13 protein-coding genes are annotated in these 14,702 nt (G+C 66.5%); 8 read left to right on the top strand and 5 right to left on the bottom strand.

What is annotated here, in order from left to right; translation table 11 throughout:
• Window positions 1-22 precede the first annotated feature (22 nt).
• Entirely contained in the window at window positions 23-1,066 is a 1,044-nt protein-coding gene (locus AB4Y36_RS16190) for a hypothetical protein (RefSeq protein ID WP_069269055.1), read from the top strand.
• A 104-nt stretch (window positions 1,067-1,170) separates the two neighbouring features.
• Window positions 1,171-2,115 (top strand): ABC transporter substrate-binding protein, encoded by a 945-nt coding sequence (locus AB4Y36_RS16185; protein WP_069269054.1) that lies wholly within the window; start codon window positions 1,171-1,173, stop codon window positions 2,113-2,115.
• Window positions 2,116-2,158: 43 nt separating this feature from the next.
• Here AB4Y36_RS16185 and AB4Y36_RS16180 read toward each other — a convergent pair whose 3' ends face one another.
• The 4 genes from AB4Y36_RS16180 to AB4Y36_RS16165 form a co-directional block, all read right to left on the bottom strand.
• On the bottom strand, window positions 2,159-3,130 hold the full coding sequence (locus AB4Y36_RS16180; RefSeq protein WP_368683534.1) for a sulfonate ABC transporter substrate-binding protein: 972 nt from the start codon (window positions 3,128-3,130) through the stop codon (window positions 2,159-2,161).
• Window positions 3,131-3,269: 139 nt separating this feature from the next.
• A complete protein-coding gene (locus AB4Y36_RS16175; RefSeq protein WP_368683533.1) occupies window positions 3,270-4,880 on the bottom strand; it encodes an EAL domain-containing protein in 1,611 nt (536 codons plus the stop codon).
• Window positions 4,881-5,155: 275 nt separating this feature from the next.
• Complete coding sequence (locus AB4Y36_RS16170; RefSeq protein WP_069269082.1) at window positions 5,156-6,199, bottom strand: transporter; 1,044 nt, start codon at window positions 6,197-6,199, stop codon at window positions 5,156-5,158.
• Window positions 6,200-6,301: 102 nt separating this feature from the next.
• Entirely contained in the window at window positions 6,302-7,555 is a 1,254-nt protein-coding gene (locus AB4Y36_RS16165) for a DUF1479 domain-containing protein (RefSeq protein ID WP_368683532.1), read from the bottom strand.
• Window positions 7,556-7,743: 188 nt separating this feature from the next.
• Here AB4Y36_RS16165 and AB4Y36_RS16160 point away from each other — a divergent pair, with 188 nt between their 5' ends.
• Both AB4Y36_RS16160 and AB4Y36_RS16155 read left to right on the top strand, forming a co-directional pair.
• Window positions 7,744-8,172 carry a MarR family winged helix-turn-helix transcriptional regulator gene (locus AB4Y36_RS16160; protein ID WP_368683531.1) on the top strand — a complete coding sequence of 143 codons (429 nt, stop codon included), beginning with the start codon at window positions 7,744-7,746 and terminating at the stop codon, window positions 8,170-8,172.
• Complete coding sequence (locus AB4Y36_RS16155; RefSeq protein ID WP_368683530.1) at window positions 8,169-9,572, top strand: DHA2 family efflux MFS transporter permease subunit; 1,404 nt, start codon at window positions 8,169-8,171, stop codon at window positions 9,570-9,572. Before AB4Y36_RS16160 ends, AB4Y36_RS16155 begins: the two co-directional genes overlap by 4 nt.
• A gap of 8 nt (window positions 9,573-9,580) precedes the next feature.
• On the opposite strand, the gene AB4Y36_RS16150 is transcribed toward AB4Y36_RS16155, so the two are convergent.
• A complete protein-coding gene (locus AB4Y36_RS16150; RefSeq protein ID WP_368683529.1) occupies window positions 9,581-10,684 on the bottom strand; it encodes a PHB depolymerase family esterase in 1,104 nt (367 codons plus the stop codon).
• A 244-nt stretch (window positions 10,685-10,928) separates the two neighbouring features.
• On the opposite strand from AB4Y36_RS16150, the gene AB4Y36_RS16145 reads away from it, so the two are divergent.
• The 4 genes from AB4Y36_RS16145 (at window position 10,929) to AB4Y36_RS16130 (ending at window position 14,661) form a co-directional block, all read left to right on the top strand.
• Complete coding sequence (locus tag AB4Y36_RS16145) at window positions 10,929-11,501, top strand: chromate transporter (RefSeq protein ID WP_368606615.1); 573 nt, start codon at window positions 10,929-10,931, stop codon at window positions 11,499-11,501.
• Window positions 11,498-12,067, top strand: coding sequence for a chromate transporter (locus tag AB4Y36_RS16140; protein WP_368606616.1), 570 nt, complete (start codon window positions 11,498-11,500; stop codon window positions 12,065-12,067). Before AB4Y36_RS16145 ends, AB4Y36_RS16140 begins: the two co-directional genes overlap by 4 nt.
• 130 nt (window positions 12,068-12,197) lie before the next feature.
• Window positions 12,198-12,530 carry a DUF4148 domain-containing protein gene (locus tag AB4Y36_RS16135; protein WP_368683528.1) on the top strand — a complete coding sequence of 111 codons (333 nt, stop codon included), beginning with the start codon at window positions 12,198-12,200 and terminating at the stop codon, window positions 12,528-12,530.
• Between the two features lie 316 nt (window positions 12,531-12,846).
• A complete protein-coding gene (locus tag AB4Y36_RS16130; protein ID WP_368683527.1) occupies window positions 12,847-14,661 on the top strand; it encodes a trypsin-like peptidase domain-containing protein in 1,815 nt (604 codons plus the stop codon).
• Window positions 14,662-14,702: the final 41 nt, after the last annotated feature.

The following is a 14,702-nucleotide window of genomic DNA, read 5'->3' as shown; positions in this document are numbered from 1 at the left end:
AAACGTCCCTCAGGAGTACGACATGAAAAGCATTCTTCCCCGGCACGGTGTCGCGGCCTCGCCCACACAGCCCGCGCAAGGCGCTCAACCCGCACGCAGCGTCGCGGTCGACGGTCATCGCCAGCGCATGAAGTCGCTCGTGCGCACCGCCGGCATGCTGCCGGTGCTGGTGCTGCTGTGCATCGGCTTCGGTCTGCTCACCGATGGCTTCTTCACGCTGGAGAATCTTTCGATCGTCACGCAGCAGGCGTCGATCAACATCGTGCTCGCCGCCGGTATGACCTTCGTGATTCTCACGGGCGGCATCGACCTCTCGGTGGGCTCGGTACTGGCCGCTGCCGCGATGGCCGCCATGATCGGCTCGAACTTCGCGGGCTGGGGCTGGGTCGGCGTGCCCATGGCGCTCGCGGTGGGCCTCGGCTTCGGCCTCATCAACGGCGCGCTCATCGCGCTGCTGCGCCTGCCGCCGTTCATCGTCACGCTCGGCTCGCTCACGGCGGTGCGCGGCATCGCGCGCCTCATGGGTCACGACACCACGATCTTCAACCCGCAGTTGTCGTTCGCCTTCATCGGCAACGGCACGGTGCTCGGCGTGCCCTGGCTCGTGATCATCGCGCTCGTGGTGGTGGCCGGCTCGTGGTTCGTGCTGCGCCGTACCGTGCTCGGCCTGCGCATCTACTCGGTGGGCGGCAACCCGGAAGCGGCGCGCCTCTCGGGCATCAAGGTGTGGGGCATCGAGATGTTCGTCTATGCCGTGTCGGGCCTGCTCGCGGGTCTCGGCGCGGTGATGTCGGCGGCCCGTCTCTACGCAGCCAACGGCCTGCAACTGGGCCAGTCCTACGAACTCGACGCGATCGCCGCGGTGATTCTGGGCGGCACGAGCTTCGTGGGCGGCGTGGGCTCGATCATCGGCACGCTGATCGGCGCGCTCATCATCGCCGTCCTGACCAATGGCCTCGTGCTGCTCGGCGTCTCGGACATCTGGCAGTACATCATCAAGGGTCTCGTGATCGTCGGCGCCGTGGCGCTCGACCGCTACCGCCAGCGCGGCTCGGCCCGTACCTAAGCGTAGATTCCATACAGCCTCAGCCAGAAACAGTCGCGAGCGCAGGCGGTCCTGCTGCGCTCGCCCGGAAAGCACCCAAACAGGACCCCTCAGGAGACAACCTCATGTTCAAGAAAAAAGTCGTTCTCGCCGCTGCCGCCCTCACGTTCGGTTTCGCACTGCAAGGCGCGCATGCCGCCGACAAGCAGCTCAAGTCGATTGGCATTACCGTGGGTTCGCTCGGCAACCCGTACTTCGTGACGATCGTGCAGGGTGCGGAAGCGAAGGCCAAACAGATCAACCCGAATGCCAAGGTCACGGCCGTTTCCGCCGACTACGACCTCAACAAGCAGTTCACGCAGATCGACAACTTCATTTCGGCGCACGTGGACATGATCCTCCTGAACGCGACCGATCCGAAGGCGATCTTGCCGGCGGTGAAGAAGGCGCAGGCGGCCGGTATCGTGGTGATGGCCGTGGACGTGGCCGCCGCGGGCGCCGACGCCACCGTGCAGACCGACAACGTGAAGGCCGGCGAGATCTCGTGCGAATACCTCGCGAAAAAGATCAACAACACCGGCAACGTGATCATCCAGAACGGGCCGCAGGTCTCGGCCGTGATCGACCGCGTGAACGGCTGCAAGCAGGTGCTCGCGAAGACGCCCGGCATCAAGATCCTCTCCGACGACCAGGACGCCAAGGGCTCGCGTGAAGGCGGCATGAACGTGATGCAGGGCTACCTCACGCGCTTCCCGAAGATTGCCGGCGTGTTCGCCATCAACGACCCGCAGGCCATTGGCAGCGACCTTGCCGCGAAGCAGCTGCATCGCACCAACATCGTGATCACGTCGGTGGACGGCGCGCCCGATATCGAAACGGCGCTCAAGACCGATACGCTGGTGCAGGCCTCGGCGAGCCAGGACCCGTGGAAGATGGCGCAAACGGCCGTGCAGGTGGGCTACGACATCATGAACGGCAAGAAGCCCGCCAACCCGATGATCGAAATGACGCCGCAACTCGTCACGCGCGACAACGTGGGCAGCTACAAGGGCTGGTCGTCGCAGCACTAAGCCCTGGCGTTGCATGAGCACGGGATGGCCCGTGCTCATGCAGTCAAGCAAGCACGGCGTCCTTCGTCACCACGCGGCGCGGAATGATTTTCAGGTCGTAGAACGTGTCCGCGATCTTCTGCTGCTGCGCGATCACGGCGGCGTCGATGGGCCGATATTCATGCGCGTAGTGCGTGAGGCCGGTCTGGATCGTCGCCGCATCGAGGCCCTGGATCGGTGAGAGTTTCGCGGCCGCTGCCGCCGTGTTGGCGCGCACCCATTGCCCCGTCTTGCCGAGTTCGTCCAGCGCGATCGCCAGCGCGTCCTTGCGGTTTTGCGCGAATTCGCGCTGGCTCAGGAAGAACTGATGATGGCTCGCCACGCCGCTGGCGTCGGCAAGCAGGCGTGCGCCGTCCTGCGATTCGACGGCCGCGAGGAACGGGTCCCAGATTGCCCACGCATCGATGGCGCCACTCTGCAGCGCCGCGCGCGCGTCGGCGGGCGCCAGATACACAGGCTGCACGTCGCCAATGGAAAGACCCTGCTTTTGCAGCAGCGCGACGAGAAACCAGTGCACGTCCGAGCCGCGATTCAGGCCGATCTTCCTGCCCTTCAGTCCCGTCACGTCACGGATCGGCGAGTTTTTCGCCACCACCACACCTTCCGCGTGCGGCGTGGGCAACTCATACGCCGTATAGACGAAATCCGCGCCCGCGGCCTGGGCAAACACCGGCGGGGCTTCACCGACATAGCCGAAGTCGATCGCGCCCACGTTCAAGCCTTCGAGCAATTGCGGGCCGGCCGGGAATTCGGTCCACGATACCTTGATGCCGAGCGGCGCGAGGCGCGTTTCGAGCGTGCCGTTGGCCTTGAGCAGCACGAGCGTGCTCGCGGCCTTCTGGTAGCCGATGCGGAACTGGTCCGGCAGATATTTCGCGAACGCAGTGGCGGGCAGCGCCGCGCCGGCGAGCGTTGCGCCCAGCGTGGCGAGGAAGTGGCGGCGGGTATAAGGTCTGGGCGACGTGGGGCGAGTCATCTTCAGCGCTTCCGTGTTGGCATGGGGCATGCACCCACACGGCACAGCCCTCGAAGCGTTGATGCTACCGGGCCGCACGCGTTCGCAGAACCGATGTTTCGCGCTAAGCAAATCACGCCGGCAGGAATACGCGGGCGCCCTATGTGCCGGCCGTCATGTGCGGATTGGGTGACATATGCGCCCCGTTCGCGCGATACCAGCGCACGAACGCCTCCGACGGCATGGGCCTCGCGTAGAAAAAGCCCTGGATATACGTGACGCCGCGCGCACATAGATAGTCGCGCTGCACCTGCGTTTCCACCCCCTCGGCCACGAGCCGCGCGCCAAGGCTATGCGCGAGATCGATAATGGCGTCGAGCACGGCCGCCTTGCTGCCTTGCGCATCGATGGTCAGCACGAAGCCGCGATCGATCTTCAGGATATCGAACGGAAATTTCTCGAGATAGGAGAGCGAGCAATATCCCATGCCGAAGTCGTCGATGGCGACCCTCACGCCCTCGCGCCGCAAGGTCACCAGATTGCTGCGCGCCTGCTCGGTATTGCGCACCAGCGTACGCTCGGTGATCTCCAGCGTGATCGTCGCGCCGTGCGGCGCCACGGCCGTGCGCAGCGCCTGCACGTCGCTCACGAGCTGTACGCCCGACAGATGCTCGGGCGCGAAGTTGACACCGAGGTGAAAGCCCGGCGCGACCTCCCATGTGGCGACGTCGCGCTCGATGAGCTTCAGCAGATGCTGCGTGAGCGGCACGATCACGTGCTCTTCTTCGGCTACCTGAATGAACTCGTCCGGACGGATCGCGCCCGTGCCTGGCCGCACCCAGCGCAGCAAGGCCTCCACGCCCTCGCAGCGCCCCGTTTCGACGCCGTAGAGCGGCTGATATTCGACATGGAATTCGTTCGCGCGTATGGCTCGCAGCAGTTGTTCGCGGCGCGACTGCCCGCTTTGCTGCAAGCGGCGCACGAGCCAGACGAGCCACGCCGAGAAGGCAGCCGCCCACGGCATGTAGCGCAGCAACAGGGCACGCCAGTTCTCCAGAATGCGCTCGGGCCGCCCATAGATCTTCAGATCGATTGTGGCGCCCGACATGCGCTTTTGCACATCGACCAGCAACGGTGCGCCACGCACGTTCACGAGCGCCATGGCTTCGCGCAGCACGGCGCCCTCGCCCACCCTCAACTCGGCCTGTCGAAACACCGTGAGCGGGGCCGCGCCATGCAGCAGGTCCAGCAGATACTGCACGTCCACCACGGCCACGACCGCGCGCCCCGCTTCGCCCGCGACGCCCACCAGCAGCGAGGGGCGGTTGCGCACCATCGGCGTGTCGTCCACGATCAGGAGCCACTCGTCCTGCGAGGCCTGCGCGCTGCCATTGAGCCAGCCGCCATCGGGGACCGCCTGTTGCGAGTACGCGGACGAGCAGTCGATGCGGCCTTCGTAAAGGATGTCGAGCTTGCGCACATAGGGCACGGCGGCGGCCTTGCGCGTGAGATCCGGCGAGAGCGTATCGCACGCTTCGTTCGCACGCGGCGCGAACGTGCGCGCCGCACTCTGCGCCGTCTCGACGATCGACACCACCTGCCCGACGATAAACGCAGAAGCGAGGCTCGCCTCGCGCTGCGCAATGCGTTCGGCCTCGTAACGCCCGAGCGCGACGCACAGCAGGATCGGAATCAGCGCCACGACCAGCAGCACGAGCAAACGCGAGACTCGCGAGCGGACCGCGCCGGGGTTGGGCGAGACTTCGGGCAAGGCGTCCTCCGCACCAGGGCCGTCATGGGAGCGGCTACGGTATGACGCCAACATACACCAACGCGCCAGCAGCGGGCGCGCGCGGTGCCCCGCGCACGCAAACGTCAGCTAACGTGAACGCCCATCATGCGCATTCGATGCGGTTGCGGCCGCCCTTTTTCGCGCGCTAGCGCGCGAAGTCGCTGCGCTTGAGCGCAGCTTCGGCGCTCACGCGCTCCTGAATGCGCCGCGCGACGCTTTGGGCGCCTTCGAGATCGCCGGCGACCCCGCAAGCCTCAGGTGTCGCCGCGCCGGCGGAACACCCACCATCCCAGCAGCGCCGTGAAGGTCGCGACGAGCACCACCATGAGCCAGAAGCCGTGGCGGTTTTCCGCGAGCGGAATGCCGCCCACGTTCATGCCGAAAAAACCCGCGACGATGTTGATCGGCAGAGCGAGCACGGTGACGAGCGTGAGCGTGAAAAGCGTGCGGTTGTTCTGCTCTTCGAGACGCGCGGCAATTTCTTCCTGCAGGAGCTTGATGCGCTCGACGAGTCCGGCCATGTCGCCCAGCACGAGCGAGAACTCCTCGGTCGCCTCGCGCAGGTCCTGCATGTCCGGTGTCTGGAGCCAGCGCGGCGGGCGCGCGAGCAGACGGAAAATCGAGCCCGGCTCCGGCGCGAGCATGCGTTGCAGGCGCACCAGAATGCGCCGCATGGCCGCGAGTTCATGGCGGCTCGCAGAGCGGCGCGAGGCGAGAAACTGGTCCTCGGCGCGATCGACGTCGACACTCGTGCGGCGCACGATCTCCACCATGAGGTCCGCCTGGTCGCGCATCAGGTGGATCAGCAGCTCGGCCGGCGAACGGAACGTCTCGCCGTTGCGCACATAGCCGCGCAGACGGTCGATGGAGCGCAGCGGCTTCAGGCGCGCCGTGACGAGAATGCGCTCGTGCGTGTACGACCAGAGCGTCGCGATCTGCGAGGGCGTGAGTTCGAAATCGAACATCACGTCGTTGACCACGGCGAACAGCCCGTTGTCCACGTGTTCGATACGCGTGGAGTGCGAGCCTTCCACGAGCATCTCGAAGAAGGCGTCGGGCAGGTCGAGATGCGCGCGCATCCACGGTTGCGCCGCGGCGTGGGCGAGATTGAAGTGCAGCCAGTAAAACGTGTCGTCGCGCGCGGCCTGCGGCTCGCCGCTTTCGTGCGTGTGCCGCAACGCCTCAAGGACGTCGTCGCACGAGACGGGCTGCCCAGGCTGGCCCGGCGTGAAGCGAAAACCGCAAATGAGGCCCGACAGGTCGGCGCCATACGTTGCGACGGACGAAGCGAAATCCATGGTCGTCATGGCCGGTTGATCGGCGCACAGCATGCCACACGCGTGCTTTGACAGGCAAGCGCGCGAATCGATGCGCCGACACGCGCGGGTCATGTGCCCATGTTAAGCCACGCCGGCCAAGCCGAGCTGGGTGCGGCCGAGCGGCGTGAGATCCGCCACGCCCGCCCGATCCGCCAGGTCGGCTTCGATATGCTCGGGGGGGAAGTCGGGCGGGCTGCGGCCTTCGAGAAAGCTCGGCAACTGGCGCTGCAAATAAGCAGCGTTCTTCGCGCAACCCGGCGTGGCCGGAATGTACATCACATTGCTGTAGCCGGTGCCGCGGTGCTCGTCTTCCACGGAGTGAATCACATCGCAGTGCCAGAACACGGTGTCGCCGGGCTGCATCTGAGGAATCGAAATCAGTGCGTCGATCAGCGGCGCATGCCACTCGGCGCTGATCGGCAGCCCACGGCCCGGCTGGGCGCCGCACAAGTCGTCCTCGGCCACGTCGTCCTGCAGCGCGCGCAAGAGGACGTACGCCATGGCGTTGGCGATGGGCACGATCTGCAGCGTGCCGTCGCCGGGGCCCTGCGGCGTAAGCGCGGTCCAGCCCTGGAAGGTGCGGAACATCGAAGAGGCGATGCGCGAGGGAATCTCGCTCGCGTGCGTGCGGTACGCGCCGTCGAACGGGTCGTAGCGCCGCCAGTCGCCCGAGAACACATGGCGATAGACCTGGCGGAAATTCTCGTCGACCCAGCGCTCGACCGCACCGCCGTCACAATGCGCGGCGAGGCCGGGCGCAGCCGTTCCGGGCGGCCGGCGCCGCAGACGGTCGGCGTAGACTGGCACGACATCGGGATCGAAATGCACGCGCCCTTCGCTTTCATGGCGCCAAAGGCGGTTGAGGAAGACGCGTGCGGCCGTCAGTTCGGCGGATTCGCGTGCCTGCACCTGCGGGCGCGACCAGTAGAGCCCGTAGATCAACGGGCGGGTCGCTTCCGGCGGGAGGGCATTGCGCTGTGCCGCGCGTTGCGCGGCGCGCGCGTCGAGATCGTTGCGCGCCACGTAATCGGCAATTTCGGCGTCCCAGCGCGTGGCCTGCTCCGGCTCGAACACCCGGCGGATCACACAGGCGCCGCGCGCCTTCACGAGCGCGATCGCCTCGGGGCTCACGCGCTGCGCCTGAATGTCGGCGAACGCGATCTCCGGGATCACGGGTTCGCCCGCCTCGCGCAGCCGGGCGATGTGCCGCGCTTCTTCGCCTATGGCCTGCGCGACCTCCTCGAACACTTCGCGATAGTTCGGCAGTTGCGCGCGCAACATCCGCTTGGCCTGCCGGATCGCGGCCGGGAGATCGTCGATTTGAAGTGCCGCCATGCGTGTCTCCATCGGGGTTGAATGCCGTCGTTTGATCGCAAGCATACGCCTCAATGGCGCTCGTCTGGCGTTAGCCGATTGGCATCGCTCTCTTCAGGTGCTCGAATTTTTAACAGATAAACTTGCAAGTCTACCTGTTTATCTTCATGATTCGATGACACATCCCAGCCGAATGCGTGTGAATCGCCATGTCTGCCAAAACTCCTGAACCCGCCGTCATCGACCTCATGCAGGCGATCGGCATGCTCGTGCGTCGCACGCGCAACGAGTCTTATGCGGGCGCTCTCTCGATGACCGAGTCCGTCGTCATGTCGCGGCTCGCCAACGACGGTCCCGCCACGATTGCCGCGCTCGCCCGCGCCGAAGGCATGCGGCCCCAGTCGATGGGCGCCACCGTCGCGGCGCTCGAGGAGATGGCCCTCGTCACGCGTACGCCTCACGCGACCGATGGCCGTCAGCTACTCATCGATCTGACGCAAAAGGGCAGGCAACTGCGCAAGCAGACCCGCGACGCGAAACAACTGTGGCTCTCGCAAGCCATCGCGGACCTCGACGAAGACGAGCGCACCACGCTTTTCAAGGCGGGCGACATCATGAGAAGGCTGGCCGAACGATGAGCGGCACGCGTGAGCCCAGCGGTGCCGGCAACCGGATTCCCGCGTCGGTCTGGAAGGTCGCCATCGTCGTCTCCATCGGCTCGTTCATGGCGCAGATGGATTCGACGCTCGTAAACGTCTCCCTCCCGGCCATCGGCGATGCGCTCCACTCGCCCGTTGCCACGACGCAGTGGATCATGAGCGGCTACCTGCTGGCCATGGCGCTCATGCTTCCGCTCAACGGCTGGCTGGTGGACCGCGTCGGCGCGAAGCGGCTCTATCTCTTCGCCTTCACGGCCTTCACGCTCGCTTCGGTACTGTGCGGCGCGGCGCAAAACATGGGGGAACTGATCGGTGCGCGCATCGTTCAGGGCCTCGTGGCCGGGCTGCTCGCACCCATGGCGCAGATGATGATCGGGCGCGTCGCGGGCAAGAACATGGAGCGCGTGATGGGCTACGCCACGCTGCCCATCCTGCTCGGGCCGATCCTCGGCCCGGTGCTCGCCGGCGCCGTACTCGCGCGGGCCGCCTGGCCCTGGCTCTTTTTGATCAACGTACCGGTCGGCATACTCGGCGTCGCACTGGCCGCACGTTTGCTGGCGCCCGACGCCGCTCGACCGCAAAGGCGCCGCTTCGATTTCGCGGGCTTTGCGTTGATCTCGCCTGGTCTCGCCATGCTTGTCTATGGATTCCAGAGCGCCATGCACGCCGAAGGCGCGGGGTTTCTGCTAGCCGGTGCTGCGCTGCTCGCGGGATTCGTGTGGCACTCGCTACGCCGGCCAACGACAGCGCTGATCGACGTGCGCCTCTTTGCGAACCGGACGTTCGCGGTTCCCGCCATCACGCAATTCTTCGCCAACGGCATCATGTACGGACGGCAGCTTGCCGTTCCGCTCTACCTCATAGCGGGCTGCGGCCTGAGCGCCGCGCATGCGGGCTGGCTGCTCGCGGCCACGGGCGCAGGCATGATGGCCTCATTCGCCTGCATGGGTTTTCTCACCGAGCGTCTGGGCTGCCGCGCGCTCGCGGCAGGCGGCGCGCTGCTGGCGCTCGTCGCCACGCTTGCGTTCTTGTGGATGAGCGGCCATGCGTTTTCCACGAGCCTCGCGTTGGCGAGTCTCTTTATCGCGGGCGCGGGTCAGGGAACCATTAGCATTCCTTCGATTTCCGCCGCGTATGCCCGCATACCGAAGGCGCGGCTTCCCGTGGCGAACACCGCGTTGAATATCGCGCAAAGAATTGGCGGCCCGGTCGCCACGACGCTCATCTCCATCGCGGTTTCTCTCGCCGTGCCGAGTTCTTCCGCCGCCGAACCGCGGCAATTCCTGCCGGCCTTCGCGGCGCTCTGCGGGCTGCATCTCCTGTGCTTCGCGGCGGCCATGCTGCTGCCGGCGCGAGTACGTCGCGCAAACGATGGCTGACGCCCCGCTTACGGCATTTCATCTGCCGCACTTCGGCGCTGCCGCCGGAAGAACTGCCACATCATCGCCATCGCGTCGGGGCCTCGGTCCGAATGAAACGCTTCGCGCGGATCGCCGCCGCTCCATGCATGCCCGAGGCCACGAACCACGCATACACGCACGACGAGCCTGCCCGACTTGACGTAGTCGGTATACGCCACCGCGTCGCGGCTATAGGTCCGGATCTCGCCGACGCGTAATTCGCCCTGCGTGTCGAGCAGCCGGTTGACACGCGCGAACTGCATGCCGAGCTGCACGGCGTTGCGCTTTGCCACGACCGCGTCGATTTCGCCCTGCACGACGAAGGCCGGCACACCGGGATGGGCGGCGACATCGACAGCGGCATCGACCAGATGCACCGGGTCTTCGCGGCTGCCGTGGCGCATGACGCTCATCGCGCTCATGGTGGAACTGGCCGCGTCGAAAACCGGGCCCGAATGCAGGCCCACTGCCGCGAACCGCCACGGATGGCGCATCGCGAGCACGGACGCAAGCCCCGCTCCCGCCGAGATGCCCGCCAGGTAGATGCGCTCGTGATCGAATCCGTGCTCGCGCGCGATGGCATCGACGAGCGAGCCGACCGCTGGCGCTTCCGACTGCGCATGATCGCCGTGCCAGTGCCAGCATCGCTGTGCGTGCGCCGTTTTCGCCTGCTCGGGAAGCAGCACGCCGAAACCCGCGCGATCCGCCAGCCGGCAAACCCGCGTGCCCGCGGCGAACGACTCCGCCGTCTGCTTGCAGCCGTGCAGCATGACCACGAGCGGCAGGCCCGTGGCGCTGGCCGCACCGGCGGGCAAATAGAGCGCATACGCGAGATGGTTGACGAGATGCCCGGCCCTGGGCGGCGCGGAATGATAGGAGCGGATCCACCTGCCGGCCGTGCCCGTCGGCTGCGCACGCCCCACATGCGCCTTCCCGGCGCGCCTCGCCGGTTTGGCTGCCGGCCTCGCGACCTGCGCGGCCTTGGCGGGCGCCGTTTTGCGTGCGGCGGCCCTTTTCTTCGGTCGCGGTGCGCTCATGCGGGTGAGCAATTCGAGACCTTTGAGCCAGACGCTGGTCTTTTTCCTGGGCATGAGCAATGGCGGCAGGGCGTTTTGTTCACGTCACGCCAGGCGGCACACGGCGGACAGCGCAAATACAACGATCACAGCGATCGCGCCGCTGCGAGTACGACCATCATAACGGCCCTGACCTCGCGCTGAATTTTGCGTGACCGCGCGCCCTCCGCGTCACACGTGTTGCGGCGCTATAATTTCGGCCACCACCGCACGAGACGACCGCCGAACCGTTCGGCATTATCCGCTTTGCGTCATCCCCGTGACTGCTTCCACGCCAAACGCCTCGCCGCGCCCCACGCTGTTCGGACTCTTTCTGATCTTCAGCCGCATCGGCATGACGAGCTTTGGCGGCGGCTTGAGCGGCTGGCTGTTGCGCGAATTCGTCCACGATCGCGACTGGATCAGCGAAGAGGACTTTCTCAACGGCCTCGCCCTCTCGCAGGCGCTGCCCGGCATCAACGTGAAAAACATGGCGATCTGGATCGGGCACCGGCTGCTCGGCTGGCGCGGCGCCGCCGTGGCCGTAACGGGCATCCTCGTGCCGCCCGCGTGTCTGATCGTCGTGATCGGCAGCGTGGTCGGCGCGCTCATCTTCCATCCACTCACGCAGATTCTGATCGCAGGCGCCGCCGCGGCGGCCACAGGGTTGTCGCTGTCGATGGGCGTCGTCACCGCTCGGCGCGTGAGGCGGCAGGGGCTTGCGCTGCTGCTCATGGCAGCGACCTTTCTTGCGATCGGCATTCTGCGTTTGTCGCTGGTGTGGGTGGTCGTGGCAGGCGGCACCGTGAGCGTGCTCTACGAATACGCAGCGATCCGCCGGGGTGCGCGATGAATGGACGCCTGCTCGGTCAGCTAGCCGCCATTTTCGCGCCACTTTCGCTCGTGACGATCGGCGGCGGCCAGGCGATCGTCGCCGAAATCCAGCGCCAGGTCGTGGACGTGCATCCGTGGATGACGCATTCGCAATTCGCCGCCGACTTCGCGATTTCCCGCATGGCGCCGGGTCCCGGCTCGCTGCTCGTCACGTTGATCGGTTGGCAGGTCGCCGGCTTCTGGGGCGCGCTCGTGGCGACCGCCGCGCTCCTGCTGCCCACCGCGATCCTCATCTACGGCATCACGCATATCTGGGGTCGCTATCAGGGCGCGGCGTGGCAGCTGGCGCTCGAGCGCGGCCTGCGTCCCATCGCGGCCGGCATGATGCTCGCGGCGGGCTGGGTGCTACTCAAGTCGCTCAACGGCGGCCTGCCCGCGAAGGCCATCGCCGTAATGTCCCTTTGCGTGTTGCTCAGAACGCGGGTGAGTCCGCTTGTCCTTCTATTTGCCGGCGCACTCGCGCTCTTTGGCGTCAGCCTGATCGGCGCGGAACTGCCGCATTGGCTCCAGGTACAGCTCACATAGAAAAATACCCCGCCGTTGCAACTCCACGGGAATAGCAATCCACCTTCAGCGGTATACCCATTGCAGTCTCCGTTGATTCGACCGTGCTCCAGCCGGTCGCCGAACCATGCTATTTAATCAGGAGTTCGAAATGACCATCCGCCGCCCCCTTTTCGCCTTGCTCGTCGTGACGACTTGCATCGGCGCTGTATCCACCGCGTCCGCACAAGGACTCACGCGTGCCCAGGTGCGCGAACAGTTGATCGAAGCGCAGGCCAACGGTTCGCAATTCGTGACCGATAGCTCGTATCCAGATGTGAGCCCCATCTCCGCGCAGCAAGTCGCGCGTGCGAAGGCACAGCATCAACAGCAGGAACCGGGCGGCATGGGCGCGCCCATGCAGGGCACGAGCGACGCCGGCGCACCGCACACGACGACGTGTGTCGGGCCGGTGAGCTTCTGCAACCTGTATTCGGGTAGCTGAAAGCGATCGCGATACGCACTCGCGCCGCCCCCCAGAGCCGAACGCCCCGCTCGCAACGAGCGGGGCATCTCGCGCACCTGTTCGGCGTCGCCCCCTCCCTTTCCTGAGCAGCCTGATCAGCCGCAAAGTCAGCAAAGCGTCATCTTCGATGCGCCGCGCATGCGTCGTTACGCCTGAGTGCCGATTTGCGTGCGCTACAGGACAAACCCTGCCCCCCAATTGCCTTGTGGCGTGACTACACTATGGTCGTCGGCACTCGTTTGCTATCCGCGATCGCGTGCCGCCCGCCAGCACGATGACCACTGGGAGGTGTGCTGTGCTCCGCCTGACCTTCGCCCGCACTTCGCGCCCTGCGGCGGCGCTTGCCCTCGCGCTTGCCAGCGCTTTCTGTTACGAGGCGAACGCGGCAACGCCGCCTCCGGCCGCCACCAAACCGCCCGCCAACAAAGCCGCCGCCAATAAGGCCGCTAACGACAAGGCGGCAAGCGCTACGGCGGCTGGCGACAAAGCGGCTGGCGACAAAGCCGCCGCCCCGAAGGCTACCGCCGAGGCCACCGCGCCGGCGGCCGTGGCCACACCCGACTTCTTCTCGCTCGCCGAGCGCTACGGCCCCGCCGTCGTGCACGTGATCGCGCGCAGCCCCGACGACCCGTCCGCGCCGCCCGAGCAGGAAGCCATCGACGACGCCGATCCTTTCTTCGCGTTCTTCAGTCGCGCGCCGAAGCCGGCGTCCGACGCCGAGGCCAGCGGACCGCGCGTGATGACGGGCGCAGGCTCCGGCTTCATCGTCAGCCCCGATGGCGTCGTGCTGACCACGGCGCATATCGTCGACAGCGCCGAGCAGGTGACCGTGCGGCTGACGGACAAGCGCGAGTTCAAGGCGGAGGTCGTCGCCGTCGACCCGCAAAGCGACGTTGCCGTGCTGCAGATCGACGGCCACGATCTGCCGTTCGTGAAGCTCGCCGATACGGCGAAGGTGCACGCCGGCGAACCGGTGCTGTCGATCGGGTCGCCGGACAGCTATCAGAACACCGTGACGACGGGCATCCTCAGCGCGACCTCGCGCACGCTGCCCGACGGCAAGGCGTTCCCGTTCCTGCAGACCGATGTGGCGGTCAACCCCGACAACTCCGGCGGCCCGATCTTCAATCGCGCAGGCGAGGTGATCGGCATCGGCGTGCAGATTTACGCGGATGGCGGCCGCTACCAGGGCCTGACCTTTGCGATTCCAATCGACGCCGCCAACCAGTTCCGCGCCCAGTTGCAGGCGCGCAAGGCGGCGCCCGCCGCCAGCGCCAATGCGGCGACCGCGGCAAACGCGGGCAACGGCGGCACGATCCGCACCTTCGGCATGCAGGTCGAGGACGTGAGTCCCGGGCTTGCGGCGGCGCTCGGCTTGCCGCACGCGGGCGGCGCGCTCGTCGACGCCGTCGATCCCGGCTCGCCCATCGGCAAAGCGGGTATCCGGACCGGCGACGTGATCGTGCAGGTCGGCACCAAACCCGTCGACCGGGCCGCGACGCTCGCCGCCGCGCTGGCTGCCGTGCCGCCGGCCACGCCGGCGTCGCTGAAGGTGATCCGCAACCGCCAGCCCGCGGTGGCCGGCTTCTCGAACACGGCGTTCGAGGCGAAGGCGGCGGATGCGGATGCGGCGGCGACAGGAGCGGCCGCTGGGACTGCGGGTGCGACAGCAGCTCAAGCAACCGATGCCGCACAGGCGGTGGAGAAGACCGACGCGCCGGTCGCACCCGCAGTAGCCGATCCGGTGAGCAAGGCCCCACCGTCTGACGTGAAAGCCGTCAAAACGGTGATGGCGGACCCGAACGCGCAGGCCGCCGCCGCAACACCGGCTCCGCGCCATGCCGCCGACCGACTCGGTCTGATCGCGCATGCGCTGAGCGCCGAGGAAAAGCGCTCGACCGGGTTGCCGCTTGGTTTGATGGTGGAAGCCTCCACTGGGCCGGCTGCGAGCGCGGGTGTGCGGGCTGGAGATGTCGTGCTGTCGCTCGATGACACGCTGGTCGAATCGCAGGAGCAAGCTGTCGCGCTCGAGGCGAAGGCGACGAAGAGTATGTCGCTGCTGATTCAGCGGAATAATGCGAGGAGCTTTGTGGCTGTGAAGGTCAGGTGATTGGCGCTGCGCTCGGTTCCTGGCTGCTTGTGCGATTACCT

The organism is Paraburkholderia sp. BR10936, assembly GCF_040965735.1.
GTDB lineage: Bacteria > Pseudomonadota > Gammaproteobacteria > Burkholderiales > Burkholderiaceae > Paraburkholderia > Paraburkholderia nodosa_A.
Note: the sequence above shows the minus strand (reverse complement) of the source record. Positions and strands in the feature narration are given on the sequence as shown.